14 protein-coding genes are annotated in these 12,749 nt (G+C 42.0%); 10 read left to right on the top strand and 4 right to left on the bottom strand.

Going from position 1 to position 12,749, the window contains the following annotated elements; genetic code table 11:
- Positions 1-10: 10 nt before the first annotated feature.
- From KFB94_01955 to KFB94_01925, 7 genes are all read left to right on the top strand, one after another.
- Positions 11-535 carry a disulfide bond formation protein B gene (locus KFB94_01955; protein ID QVL45903.1) on the top strand — a complete coding sequence of 175 codons (525 nt, stop codon included), beginning with the start codon at positions 11-13 and terminating at the stop codon, positions 533-535.
- The gene (gene cysM, locus KFB94_01950) at positions 532-1,419 is read left to right on the top strand and encodes a cysteine synthase CysM (protein QVL46529.1); all 888 of its coding nucleotides are present in this window, start codon (positions 532-534) and stop codon (positions 1,417-1,419) included. The genes KFB94_01955 and cysM overlap by 4 nt, the downstream gene beginning before the upstream one ends.
- Before the next feature lie 96 nt (positions 1,420-1,515).
- Positions 1,516-3,306, top strand: coding sequence for a hypothetical protein (locus KFB94_01945; protein ID QVL46528.1), 1,791 nt, complete (start codon positions 1,516-1,518; stop codon positions 3,304-3,306).
- Positions 3,307-3,323: 17 nt separating this feature from the next.
- Positions 3,324-3,515 carry a hypothetical protein gene (locus tag KFB94_01940; protein QVL45902.1) on the top strand — a complete coding sequence of 64 codons (192 nt, stop codon included), beginning with the start codon at positions 3,324-3,326 and terminating at the stop codon, positions 3,513-3,515.
- Between the two features lie 10 nt (positions 3,516-3,525).
- The gene (locus KFB94_01935; GenBank protein QVL45901.1) at positions 3,526-3,945 is read left to right on the top strand and encodes a YdbL family protein; all 420 of its coding nucleotides are present in this window, start codon (positions 3,526-3,528) and stop codon (positions 3,943-3,945) included.
- A gap of 178 nt (positions 3,946-4,123) precedes the next feature.
- The gene (locus KFB94_01930; GenBank protein QVL45900.1) at positions 4,124-4,600 is read left to right on the top strand and encodes a hypothetical protein; all 477 of its coding nucleotides are present in this window, start codon (positions 4,124-4,126) and stop codon (positions 4,598-4,600) included.
- A 60-nt stretch (positions 4,601-4,660) separates the two neighbouring features.
- Positions 4,661-5,434 (top strand): 3'-5' exonuclease, encoded by a 774-nt coding sequence (locus KFB94_01925; GenBank protein QVL45899.1) that lies wholly within the window; start codon positions 4,661-4,663, stop codon positions 5,432-5,434.
- Between the two features lie 8 nt (positions 5,435-5,442).
- On the opposite strand, the gene KFB94_01920 is transcribed toward KFB94_01925, so the two are convergent.
- The 3 genes from KFB94_01920 to KFB94_01910 form a co-directional block, all read right to left on the bottom strand.
- Entirely contained in the window at positions 5,443-5,868 is a 426-nt protein-coding gene (locus tag KFB94_01920; GenBank protein ID QVL45898.1) for a hypothetical protein, read from the bottom strand.
- Positions 5,869-6,033: 165 nt separating this feature from the next.
- Positions 6,034-6,861: a polyphosphate kinase 2 family protein gene (locus KFB94_01915; GenBank protein ID QVL45897.1), complete on the bottom strand. Its 828-nt coding sequence runs from the start codon at positions 6,859-6,861 to the stop codon at positions 6,034-6,036.
- Between the two features lie 1,066 nt (positions 6,862-7,927).
- Positions 7,928-8,482 (bottom strand): hypothetical protein, encoded by a 555-nt coding sequence (locus tag KFB94_01910; protein QVL45896.1) that lies wholly within the window; start codon positions 8,480-8,482, stop codon positions 7,928-7,930.
- A 339-nt stretch (positions 8,483-8,821) separates the two neighbouring features.
- On the opposite strand from KFB94_01910, the gene rlmD reads away from it, so the two are divergent.
- Positions 8,822-10,192: a 23S rRNA (uracil(1939)-C(5))-methyltransferase RlmD gene (gene rlmD / locus KFB94_01905; GenBank protein ID QVL45895.1), complete on the top strand. Its 1,371-nt coding sequence runs from the start codon at positions 8,822-8,824 to the stop codon at positions 10,190-10,192.
- Positions 10,193-10,204: 12 nt separating this feature from the next.
- Here the strand turns inward: rlmD and KFB94_01900 are convergent, their stop codons facing one another.
- Entirely contained in the window at positions 10,205-10,594 is a 390-nt protein-coding gene (locus KFB94_01900) for a DoxX family protein (GenBank protein ID QVL45894.1), read from the bottom strand.
- A gap of 139 nt (positions 10,595-10,733) precedes the next feature.
- Between KFB94_01900 and KFB94_01895 the strand changes: the two genes are divergently transcribed.
- Both KFB94_01895 and KFB94_01890 read left to right on the top strand, forming a co-directional pair.
- Positions 10,734-12,041 (top strand): ammonium transporter, encoded by a 1,308-nt coding sequence (locus tag KFB94_01895; GenBank protein ID QVL45893.1) that lies wholly within the window; start codon positions 10,734-10,736, stop codon positions 12,039-12,041.
- A 38-nt stretch (positions 12,042-12,079) separates the two neighbouring features.
- A complete protein-coding gene (locus tag KFB94_01890; GenBank protein ID QVL45892.1) occupies positions 12,080-12,721 on the top strand; it encodes a hypothetical protein in 642 nt (213 codons plus the stop codon).
- Positions 12,722-12,749: the final 28 nt, after the last annotated feature.

Here is a 12,749-nt window from a genome sequence, read left to right as displayed (position 1 = left end):
CTGTTTAATGATGCGTGAGGAAATGTTGATGTTTAAAACAATATGTGAAGTGTTAAAAGGCAAAACAGGCTACTTATTCGGGTTTGTCAGCTGTTTTTTTATCGTGGGGTTGGCGCTTGTGATTCAGACAAAGTACAACTTAGATCCATGTCCGCTGTGTATATCGCAACGCATGATATTCATGGGCTTGGGTGTGTTATTTTTGATTGCTGCGCTCATTCCATCAGCAAGCATCATCAACAAATGGTTAACAGTTTTACAGGTGCTAACTGCATTAGGTGGCGCAGGTGTTGCGATGCGTCATTGGTATTTACAAGCCAACAAAGAAAGTATGATTGCCGATTGCGGTGTGGGTTTTGATTATATGTTCGAGAACTTTCCATTAGAAAAAGCCCTTAAGTTGGTTTTTCGTGGAACAGGCGATTGCGCCGCAATAGACTGGACGTTTTTAGGCCTTACATTGCCACAGCTTGGGCTGATTAGTTTTATTGCTTTTGCTGTATATGCACTTTACTTATTGAAATTAAACAAATAATGAAAACGATTAACGATTTTGTCGGCAATACGCCGCTGGTTGCTTTGCAACGCATGCAAGGTGAAACGAGTAATACCATTTTATTAAAATTAGAGGGCAATAATCCTGCAGGATCAGTCAAAGATCGGCCGGCGTATAGCATGATTAAGCGAGCCGAAGCGCGTGGCGATATTCAACCAGGTGATACCTTAATTGAGGCGACTAGTGGCAATACGGGAATTGCATTAGCAATGGTAGCGGCGATGCGCGGTTATAAAATGATACTAGTCATGCCAGAAAATCAAACGATTGAACGCCAGCAAAGTATGAAAGCCTATGGTGCTGAGTTGGTGTTAACGCCTGCTGATGGCAGTATGGAATTGGCACGCGATGTTGCCATGAAAATGCAAGCAGAGGGCGAAGGTATTGTATTGGATCAATTTAGCAATATGGATAATCCGCAAGCGCATTACGAAGGAACCGGCCCTGAAATTTGGCGTGACACGCAAGGCAAAGTTACGCATTTTGTTTCTAGTATGGGCACGACAGGAACCATTATGGGTACTTCACGTTATTTAAAAGAACAAAACCCCGCCATTCAAATTATTGGTGTCCAACCAGAAGAGGGTGCGCGTATTCCTGGTATTCGTAAATGGCCAGAAGAATATATGCCAACTATTTTTGAAAAAAGTAGAGTGGATTCATTGGTGTATGTGAATCAACAACAGGCAGAAAATACCACTAGAAAATTAGCAACTACAGAAGGTATTTTTGCTGGTGTTTCAACTGGTGGTGCGCTATACGCAGCATTAGAATTATCGAAGACAGTCGAAAATGCCGTGATTGTGAGTATTGCGTGTGACCGTGGTGATCGTTACTTATCTTCAGGTGTGTTTCCTGCTTAGCGAATGTCTTTTGCCGCTATGCTTTATTTAAATAAGCTGTATTTAAATAAGCTTTATTTAGATAAGCGATGTGGTAAAGCCGTTGCCGATTATAGTATCGGCACTTTTCGCAAAGCATTGTTATTTGTTCTCATTTTATCGAGTAAGTCAGCTTTTGCCGTTTCTAGCATAGAAATGAGTATTGGCGTTGTCGATGCCCCTGTTGGTCAACTCAAAGACACCAAATTACACATTGATTTAAAAGGCAAGAAGCCAAAGCTTAATTTAACCGCCGCTGTTAAACCTGCTGACTCACCTGATTTTACGCCATTTAAACTGGTGTGTGACACCTTGTTTAGTGATCAGCTGGGTTATATTGATTGCTTTGATGGCAGGCTAACTTCTGCGGTAATGGATATCCCTTTTTCTGTACATATTGCACAACAAACCAATCAAGTTGCTTTTGACGTGTTGTTCAATGGCGCAACATTTAGTGATGCTGCAGGCATGCATGCGGGCGAAGGGTTGATTGGAGATATTCAGTTTACCGCCAATAAAAAACAAACTGGTTGGCAATGGCAGAGTGAGCTAAATTGGGATGAAGGGGAAGTGTTTTGGCAACCTTTTTATTTTGGCGATGCAGGGAGTGCTTTTTCGGCAAATGGCTTTGCAGATGCAAAAAAAATAACCATTAGCAATGCGGATTTAATGGTTAAAAACGTGGGAGAGATTAATGCGCACGCCATTATTGATGCGAAAAGCAAACAATTGACTGATGCAGTAATAACGGCGCAACAGATTGATTTTAATGGTCTTTATACTTTATTGCTGAAGCCAAGTTTGCAAAAGTCAGCTTTTGGTCATTTGGCTGTTTCTGGCACAGCGAGTTGGCAATTTGAGATTAAACATGCGCAACCAGCAAATTTTCACTTGAAATTAATAGATACCAATATTGCAGACCAAAATGGTAAATTTGCTTTTACGCAAGTGAACGCCAATATTCCTTGGGATTATGATATTGCGCAAGCTATTTCGCTGTCCTATCAAGGTGGCCACTTATTGCAGTTACCATTAGACCAAGCGAACTTAAGCGCAGAACTGAATCGGTATGCGTTGACTGCTCCTGAGCTGGTATTGCCTTTATTGGATGGTGCATTAAATTTTAAAGATATATCCGCAGCATGGCTTGGTGAACACTGGGTTTGGCATTTGCGCATGGATTTAACGCCAATGGACTTAAGTCAGTTCACGGCGGCTCTTGGTTGGCCAACATTGTCAGGCCATATCTCAGGACAAGTACCCTTGGTTACTTATGCCAATAAGCAATTGAATATGGATGGTGTAATGACATTTAACATGTTTGATGGCACGGTTGCTATGCGTCATCTACATATAGACGACCCTTTGGGTGTTGTACCCAAACTGTATGCGGATTTGACAATGCGGAAATTGGACCTAGGTAAATTAACACGCACTTACCGTTTTGGCGCAATAGAAGGAAAAATAGATGGTGATGTTAAGGGTTTAGAGTTGCAAAATTGGAAAGCGGTCAGATTTGATGCCGCTTTGCAAACCAGTGAAGATAAGCAAATTAAGACAATCTCACAACGCGCTGTAGAGAATATCGCTGCTTTGGGTGGAGAAGGAACTGCTGCCGCTTTGCAACGGACATTTTTACGTTTTTTTGATGCGTTTAACTACGATAAAATAGGACTGAGCTGCAAGTTAAGACACGATCAATGTGAAATGGGCGGCGTAGCGGCAACGCCTGGCGGATATATCATCGTAAAAGGACGCGGTATTCCCGCACTCAATGTCAATGGCTATAACAAGCAAGTGAGTTTGTCTGATTTACTCGCTAGGATTAAACGCATAACAGATAACAATGCCAGCGTTATCGTTCAATAAATGGTGATAGGAAAATCATGGTAAAAAGTATCATAGTATTGTTAACAGTAGTGTTAACAGCATGTGTCACAATTAATATTTATTTTCCGGCAGCAGCAGCCCAGGCAGCAGCAGATAAAATTATTGATGATGTGTGGAAAATTAACGAACCTAATACGGATAAAGTGGTTGACACGCCATCTAACACCACTGAAACACCAATCAAATAAAGGGGCAATCATGACGTTTAAATGGGTTCAATTGTTTGTCATATTAATGGCTATAACTTCAATGCAATTAGCATATTCAGCGCCTAATTTAGAAATTAACACGCCTGCAATTAATGCATTAAAAAACAGTATGCAAGTGCGCCATGTGCAGTTGGCACCTCATTATCACAGTGGGGCGATTGGTTTAACGGCCGATGGCTTGATTGCTGTGCGGGATACTAAAGCATTACCACTTAAAGATAGACAGGGTATTAATGCATTAGTCGCGTCAGAAAATGCGGACCGTAACAAGCTATATCAAGAAATTGCCGTTGCTAATGGGCATCCAGAGTGGAGTGACAGCGTTAAAGCAGCTTTCGCTGGTCGCTGGATAGACAAGGCGCAACATGGTTGGTATTACCAAGCCGCTGGTCGTTGGAACCAAAAGTAATTGTGGCCTCTCAACAGATGGTGTTTTTATGATTAATTAAGACCATCTGCCTTTTACTCTCAGTGAACAGAATTAATCTGTAAACGCCTTGTTGTTTATTGCTTGCACAGGTTTGTTTCTGCGCTAGACTTTATTTAATCTAGCTTATACCAAGCTAGGGTTTAGCACAGGGGGTTTTATGACGAGTAATGTTGTTAATTTATCTACATATGGCAAAGCCATTAGCCTTGATGATCAGGGCATTTATTTCACATTAAATCCAAGTACGGGGTTAGTGCATAGCATCATTCAATTGGTTTACGACGAGGAGTGGTACTTGTTCCAACTCCAAAAAACAGGGCAGCCCGACGAAGCGGGCTGGATTATGATGACTGAAGAAGTTGATGGTGCTTTGATCAGTATTCCATCTATCGAACTTAGGCAGCACTTTTCTAAACCCGAATATGCAGAGCCAAGAGGCGCTTGGCAAGTAATGCGTAACACCAAGTTTGGTTTTGGTAAATTTACGCCAGCTGATCAAGATGATACTGTTTGTCATGCAATTATGGTTTTTTCAGGTGATGAAATGCATCCGCCAGTAAGACTCTACAAAGCAGATAAAGAAACCTTGAGGATGGCTGAGCAAATATCGGCCGATCAGATAGAAACGGTCTGAACTCGATTACAACGGGTTGGTGCTAGCAACACCAGCCCTTTTTAATGTATTCTAACGAATATGACACCAACGCTAGTTTTTGATATAGAAACCATCCCCGATGCGCAAGGTCTTCGCGTATTGCTTGATGTCTCAAATGATATTTCAGATGAAGATGTCGTTAACTTGGCTTTACACCAACGCCGCCAACAGAATGGCACGGAGTTTTTGCCGCTGCATCTACACAAAGTTTGCGCCATTTCTTGCGCATTACGCCAAGCAGACCACTTTAGCATCTGGACGTTGGGTGATGAAGACGCTTCAGAAAAAGAAATGATTCAACGTTTTTATGATGGTATTGAAAAATATACTCCGCAAATCATCTCTTGGAACGGTAGTGGTTTTGACTTGCCTGTACTTACCTACCGCGGCTTAATCCATAGCGTTAATGCCAGTCGTTATTGGGATTTAGGCGAGGACGACAAAGACTTTAAATGGAATAACTACATCAGCCGTTACCATATGCGTCACTTGGATTTAATGGACGTAATGGCCATGTACGGTGGCCGAGCCAATGCGCCATTAGATGATTTAGCCAAGCTTTGTGGCTTTCCTGGTAAGTTAGGTATGGACGGTAGCAAAGTGTGGGACGCCTATAAAGCAGGTAAGCTTAAGGAGATTCGTGATTATTGTGAGACCGATGTGGCTAATACCCATCTTGTTTATTTGCGTTTTCAGCGCATGCGTGGACATTTAACAGAACAAGCTTATCAGCAAGAAGTGGCATTGGTACGGGAAACGTTAGAAGGATACCAAGGTGAGCATTGGGATATTTATTTGAAGGCTTGGAAATAGACGTTAATCTAGTTTAACGCTTCTGTATCGATTTCCTGCCAATTTAAAATAACACGAGTAGCTTTGTTTTCTTGTAAAGTGAACCGACTGCCTTGTTTTATGCCATCAAGCGTGGCAACAATGCGATAGCTTCCACCAGGCAATCGGATGTTCAATCTGGGGGATGCACCAAATAATCTAAAAACCAATTGATTGTTGCTATCAAAAATACGCACGTTTACATTGGTAACCGCTTCACCATCACCAATAGAAAACAACACATGCAAATTAAACTGGCCTTGATGTTGCTTAAGAAAAGCTGTTTCCTCTGCACCAATGCCTCCTGTCATATAAGCAAAGCCTTTGGACGAATACTTAATCTCAGTAGCAAATGCTAAGTGTGTCGTTAAAATAAGCAGTAACGCGAGCCATATACATGCCAGTAACCGTTTCATAGCGTCCTTCTTAGAATGATTATTCAACTATTAATTCAACGATAAAATGAAGTAATTGAATTCGAATTGCTAATATTACCACTGCGTAAAGTGATTTTGATAGTGTGGTAGGATTGATTAAGAACAGCGCGTATTAACCAATGATAATGCATCGCAAGTAACTGACTAATCATTATAAATTAGCCCCAGCTGTTGTTGAGCTTCTTTAATTAATTGCTTATCTAATGGAGGTGGCGTTAAATTGACCCCTTCAGCTAATACATGATAAACATGCTTTAACACCGCAACACGTGTAAACCACTTGCGATTAGCAGCAATCAATTGCCAAGACGCGGCTTCGGTAGAGGTGTAACGAAACATATCATTAACCGCATCAACATAATCATCCCACTTAGCACGGTTGCGGATATCGTCACTGGTTAATTTCCATTGTTTAGATAGATTATTTAACCGCTCATCAAAGCGCATCAGCTGTTCTTCTGGCGTAATATGCAAAAACAGTTTAACTATCCGCACACCATCATCTATTAATGTGCGCTCAAACTCGTTAATCTCTTGATAAGCGCGTTGCCATGCTTGTGCTGAGGCAAAACCCTCAACGCGCTCGACCAGCACGCGTCCATACCAAGAGCGATCAAAAATCGCAATTGTGCCCGATGCTGGCAAACGCATTTGGAAACGATGCAAATAATGTTGTTGAAGTTCTGCGGTAGTCGGCGCGCCAATCGGGTGCACAGTATATCCCCTAGGATCTAACTTCTCAGTCAAACGCCTAATCGCACCACCTTTACCACTTGCATCCCAACCCTGCAACACAATCACCGCAAGGCGGTTTTGATGATAATAAGCCTGCTGCACCTCAACAATTTTCTGCTGCCATTTTTTTAACTCTTTTTTATAAAGCTTTAAATCGCCAATGATGGAAGATTCAAAATCAGCGTTGGCTAAGAGAGGTGGATGTTTTTGTAAAATAATATCGCTAGGGGTATGCACGGATTAGCCTTGTTTGAATGGTTGAAACTAGTTTAGCAAATAGGCTGCATTAATGAAATGTAATCCACCGTATGAAGCTTCTTTGAGGTATTCACCAAGTCGGGGGTGGTCCGACAGCTAGTCAGTTTTCACAACCGACTTGATGCTTTAGCATTTAGCGAGGTTGGGGACATCCTGCGGGTGGGGCTGTACCGTTATGCACTCGACTTATCTCACTAAAGCTATATCTTTTTCGCCTCTAGGCGAGTGACTTTCTTTTGCTTGTGCCAAAGAAAGTAACCAAAGAAACACACACCCTGCTATCAAGCCCTTCGGGTCCCTTGCGTTGCTCAACAAAATAAGCGGCTGTACCCGTAAAGGGCATCACCAACTTCGCTAGCTGCTAAAGCAGCAAGTCAGTTGAGACGGAACTCGCCCTAACAGACCACACAAATCATGGTCTGTCGCGTTGCTCAAACAGTCCTCGCCTTCATCTTATTTTGTCTGCGCTACTCAGCTTGATAAAGGGAAGGTAAAGCAACCCAACGTAGATGGAGTTTACATTTCCGTCATTCCCATGCAAATGGGAATCCATTTTGAATTTAAAACATAATTTGGATTCCTGCCTTCGCAGAAATGACGAGATTTAATATTTGTTCAGTGATGCAATCGTACAAATTCATATGGTGTTCAGCCCCCTGTAGCCACGCCGAGCAACGGAGGTGAACAAGGGGATTTCGTCGAGGACCTGTCCGAGCACCGCGACAGACCACGTTTTGTGTGGTCTGTTAGGGCGAGTTCCGCAGACGCCTTGTTTACTGAGTAGCGCAGGGAATCCGAAGGGCGTTTCAACCGACTTGGCGCTTCAGCGCCTAGCGAGGTTGGGAATGACCCTGACGGTCGTGGTGACGGGGTGCCGTTTTCTTGGGTTACTTTCTTTTCAGGCAGTTAAAAGAAAGTAACTCGCCTAAAGGCGAAAAGGAAGGCAACTTAAAATAGATGCATACGGCACAATGCGCTATCGCTTATTGTCGTCCTACTTATTACGTGATACGGTTGCTTGATTGAAGGGAGGGAATCGGCATTGTCAAAGACTAACCTCATCCTTTAATTTTTCATAAGCAGAAGTTATATCTATCGCTCGGTATTTCTTCTCGAGCTCTAAAGCTGAACCATAATGCTGATATATTTTGGCGTCTAACAGACTGCGGGGATTATTCTGGTATTTGGTTATCAAAGTACGCAATAAAATAATAATAAATTCAGTTTGGGAAATTAAGTCCTTAAGTTGTCCCAGAGCTGTATCTGGTAAGCCATTTCTTTCTGAGGCATATTTTTCAAATCGAGAGTAGATCAACATGTATGAGTCGACTCGAGCGCGACAACTCAGTAAAGCCTGACGTAAAACCTTCCCACCTCGTCTGACTGTTGTTGGTTTATCAAGAAAATAGTTTATGAGACTGGTGTTGAGCCTACCATAGTTAAAACTGTTACTAGTCGTTTCAGTGCGATGCTTACCTAAAATAGAAAGATTGTGTTCAAGCTCAACGTCTAGAACCTCAAGCCCAGAGTCAAACTCCTCTTTATCGGTGCGTAGTTCTTTTAGTTTATTTAAATCAAGTGCTAGAATCACACCGAACATGGTTGCTCAGACTCCAACAAGGAGAGAGATATAGTACTCGAATTTACCTATACATATAACGACAGTTGCAGCAATTAATAACAACCCAAATGCGATAAGATATTGGCGGTTCCACATTTGTTCTCTAACAGAGGTTATCAAATAGTTTGCCTGATATCCCTATATTTTGATAAAAAGCGAATATAGGATATTTTCTTTCTTATGCATTATGTTAGACGTGCTTTACTCGCGTCTGCCTTATTTATCAATACCATCAATTAACCAGCACTTTTGAGCAATTCATTTAATCAGTTAGAATGCCGCCTTCTGTTAAACACATGCATTAATTGAAAGTTTTCTATGGCTCGTCGTTCTCGTCGTCAACAATCAGTTCCGGTTGAAATCTCTTCCCCTGTCATGGTTGAGTCTCTCGACCAAGAGGGTAGAGGCGTTGCGCATGTGGATGGTAAAGCTATTTTTATTGATGGCGCGTTGCCGACTGAAACAGTGACATATCAAGTGACGCGCAGTAAAGATAAGTATGCGTTTGCGAATGTGGTAGATGTGCTTAAGCAATCTAATTTGCGGGTGCAGCCTAAATGCAAGCATTTTGGCTATTGCGGTGGTTGTAAGTTGCAACATTTAGATGCTGTTGGGCAGGTTGCTGCTAAGCAGCGTTTATTAGAAAACGATATTAAACATATCGGTAAAGCCAAGCCTGAGAATATGTTACCGCCGTTATTTGGGCCAACTTGGGGTTATCGTCACAAAGCGCGATTGAGCGTTAAATATGTGGCCAAAAAAGAGCGCGTATTGGTTGGTTTTAACGAAAAAGGCACACGTTTTGTAGCCGATATGCAAAGTTGCCAAGTGCTAACGCCAGAAGTATCTGCATTGATTACACCATTGCAAGCGCTCATTTTTAATCTCAGTTTGCGCGATAAAATCCCACAATTGGAATTGGCTGTGGGTGAGGCAACTGAAACTACACATAAAAATATCGTGTTGATTTTCCGTATCATGGATGCGCTGTTACCTGAAGATGAGCAGCTACTAAAGCAATTCGCTGACCAATACCATGTGAGTGTGTGGACGCAAACCAAAGGTCCTGAAACGGTCAAGCCATTTTACCCATTAGATGCACCCTCTTTACAGTATTCCTTAGAAGAGTTTGCGTTAACGTATCCGTTTAAGCCGAATGAATTTACCCAAGTAAACCCGCAGATTAACCAAGTGATGGTGCGTCGTGCTATGCAGTTATTAAAACCGCAAGCCGGAGAACGTATTGCGGATTTCTTTTGTGGTATTGGTAATTTTACATTACCGATTGCGCGCAGTGGTGCAACCGTGTTGGGCTATGAAGGCTTAGATAATTTGGTTGCTCGTGCAGTAGAAAGTGCAGCACTGAATGGTTTAGAACATACGACGCAATTTGGTGTATCTGATTTATTTCAAATGACTGATGAATCGCTAACCAATTTAGGGCGGTTTGATAAATGGTTAATTGATCCGCCGCGTGATGGTGCTTTTGCTTTGGTGAAAGCGATTAATTCAGATAATGCGCCTGATACAATTGTGTATGTTTCTTGTAATCCCGCTACACTGGCGCGGGATATCGATGTCTTAGTGAATGAAAAAGGCTACAAGCTGAGCGCAGCGGGTGTCATTAATATGTTTCCACATACGGCGCATGTTGAATCGATTGCGTTGTTTACAAGAGATAAGATTTAAACTAATACTATCTTAAAAGAAACGCGCTTGTTGTTTCTTTCTATCAAGACTATAAGCCGTTGTGCCAGCTGACGCTAGCATGAGTAAGCCGCCTGCGATGGCAATGTTTTTTAGAAATAAAACCATCTGTATCTTGTCACCCAAATCACTGTGAAAAAGCACAGCAGCCGCAATTGAAAAAATAGCCAAAGCAAACGCGGCTATCCCTGTTTTATAGCCGATTGCAATCGCAATACCACCAAGTAGCTCCAATAAAATGGTTGGCCATAGCAGTGTGCTAGAGACACCCATTGCTGCCATATAAGCGCTTGTGCCAGCAATGTCGGCAAGCTTGCCAATACCAGCAACAATAAAAATAAAAGCTAGCATGAGTCTGCCTAAAGGTTGCAATAAAGCGGTCATGTCAATTCCTTGTTCAACTATAGACGATTAAGGTTACATCATACCTATTTTTATTTTCTTTGATAACCTTTGTTGGCACATAGCTTGCTGGATAAGCTAAATATATTGTGTCACGCATCACTTTTAGGAAAGTTCAACGATGATTAATAAGAGCGGCGTTCTATCTTTTGCTTTGGTATTTTTTTCAACATCTTTATACGCGGCTGAAACGGACAATACCATTGAAATAATAAATACCTTATGGGTTTCGATTGCAGGTTGTTTGGTGTTTTTAATGCAGGCAGGTTTTGCTTTGCTGGAGTCGGGCATGGCGCGTGCAAAAAATGCAGTGAATGTCATGATGAAAAACTTTATGGATGTATGTGCTGGTTCTATTTTGTTTTGGTTGATTGGCTATGGGCTCATGTTTGGCAGTAACCCATCTGGTTTATTTGGCACCAACCTGTTTGCCTTATCAAATATGGGTAATTGGGAATATACCACCTTGTTTTTTCAAACAATGTTTGCTGCTACCGCCGCAACGATTGTCAGTGGTGCGGTTGCGGAACGAACTAATTACATGGCTTATTTATTTGGCGCTATTGGGTTAACGGCTTTTATCTATCCTATTTTTGGTAGTTGGGCTTGGAATGAAGGTGGTTGGTTAAATAAAATGGGCTTTATTGATTTTGCGGGTTCAACCGTTGTACATTCGGTTGGCGGTTGGGCAGCACTTGCCGCAATCATTATTTTAGGTCCTAGATTAGGACGTTTTACGCCAGACAAAAAACCCAGACAGTTACCAGGACACAATTTAAATTATGTTGCCATTGGCGGCTTGTTGTTGTGGTTTGGTTGGTTTGGTTTTAATGGCGGCAGCACTTTGGCAGCAGGCACAAATGTTGGGCATATATTGCTGAATACGCACTTAGCAGGTGCGGCAGGCGCGCTGGGAGCGCTTTTCGTTCATTTTATATTACGACAGCCGGCCTTAATGACCAGCGGCGTCAATGGCAGTATTGCAGGTTTAGTTGCGATTACTGCTGGTTGTGCAACGATGGAGATTCCTTATGCGGTTTTAACTGGCGCCATCGGCGGCGCTATTTCTGTCATAGGTAACAAATGGATTGAAAAAATGACGTTAGACGATGTTGTTGGCGCAGTTTCTGTTCATGGATTTGCTGGTGTTTGGGGTACGTTGGCAGCGGGTCTTTTCCTCACGGGTAATCTGTTTGATTGGCACCAAGTAACGGTTCAACTTATCGGCATTGCTGCAGCTTTTATCTGGGTGATGGTGACGGCATTTGTCATGTATTGGCTAATTGCTAATACGGTGGGTATGCGCGTGAGTACGATGCATGAGCAACGGGGATTGGATATTACAGAGCATGGTGAGATTGGTTATCCAGAGTTTAGTCATCAAGCGGCTTATACGGCAGAAACATTAAGTAATTTAGAAAAATTATAAAAAAAATAGTCAAGCAAATGGAAATGGAGTGGATGTAAGTGGATGTTGTGTATACAAGAAGAGCGGTTTTTACTGCGTTACGTCCTTTTTTTTCGGATATGGATTTACTGACGGCGATGATGATTTGGCAAGAAAAATATGCCAATAAGCCAACGCATACATTCACATTGTTTTTATCCGAATGTTGTCGAATAACAGAACAGAAGCATAGTCGACTTTTATTATTAAAAGCGATATTTGGTGCGCTTGAAATGCCACAGCAGCATTTATTGCCAGATCCGCTTAATCATGAAACCAATCAGTTTGATAGTTTGGTTGGCCATCCACAATTGCCTGAAGCCGATAATGTAGTATTTGTTGGGTTGATCAATGCTTTGCTTGGCCATTTAGGAAATGACTTGGACTTGAAAGTGACCAGCTATTTGATAGCGCATATTGGTGCTAATCTAGCATTGAACACACAGCAAATGTTTGCGTTAAAAGCGTGGGCTGATAAAAGCATACTGACATTGAACGCAGCGTTTGATAATAAGCAAAAGCAAGTCATCATTCATATAATGTACATTGCTATTTGCGAATATATTGGTCCTGTCCAGGCCGATCAGTTGCTTGCGTTGGCTGTTAAAGCGGCTGAGCCGTTGGCAAAAGCACATCATGTGGATTTGCATGATTATCTTTAGGTATTGATATGTAAAAATGAATGCGATT

This window comes from Methylophilaceae bacterium (assembly GCA_018398995.1).
Classification (GTDB): Bacteria; Pseudomonadota; Gammaproteobacteria; order Burkholderiales; family Methylophilaceae.
Note: the sequence above shows the minus strand (reverse complement) of the source record. Positions and strands in the feature narration are given on the sequence as shown.

Coding starts and splice junctions, on each gene's coding strand:
- KFB94_01955 (QVL45903.1), top strand. CDS start 11: ATGCGTGAGGAAATGTTGATGTTTAAAACAATATGTGAAGTGTTAAAA.
- KFB94_01940 (QVL45902.1), top strand. CDS start 3,324: ATGGTAAAAAGTATCATAGTATTGTTAACAGTAGTGTTAACAGCATGT.
- KFB94_01935 (QVL45901.1), top strand. CDS start 3,526: ATGACGTTTAAATGGGTTCAATTGTTTGTCATATTAATGGCTATAACT.
- KFB94_01930 (QVL45900.1), top strand. CDS start 4,124: ATGACGAGTAATGTTGTTAATTTATCTACATATGGCAAAGCCATTAGC.
- KFB94_01925 (QVL45899.1), top strand. CDS start 4,661: ATGACACCAACGCTAGTTTTTGATATAGAAACCATCCCCGATGCGCAA.
- KFB94_01920 (QVL45898.1), bottom strand. CDS start 5,868: ATGAAACGGTTACTGGCATGTATATGGCTCGCGTTACTGCTTATTTTA.
- KFB94_01910 (QVL45896.1), bottom strand. CDS start 8,482: ATGTTCGGTGTGATTCTAGCACTTGATTTAAATAAACTAAAAGAACTA.
- rlmD (QVL45895.1), top strand. CDS start 8,822: ATGGCTCGTCGTTCTCGTCGTCAACAATCAGTTCCGGTTGAAATCTCT.
- KFB94_01900 (QVL45894.1), bottom strand. CDS start 10,594: ATGACCGCTTTATTGCAACCTTTAGGCAGACTCATGCTAGCTTTTATT.
- KFB94_01895 (QVL45893.1), top strand. CDS start 10,734: ATGATTAATAAGAGCGGCGTTCTATCTTTTGCTTTGGTATTTTTTTCA.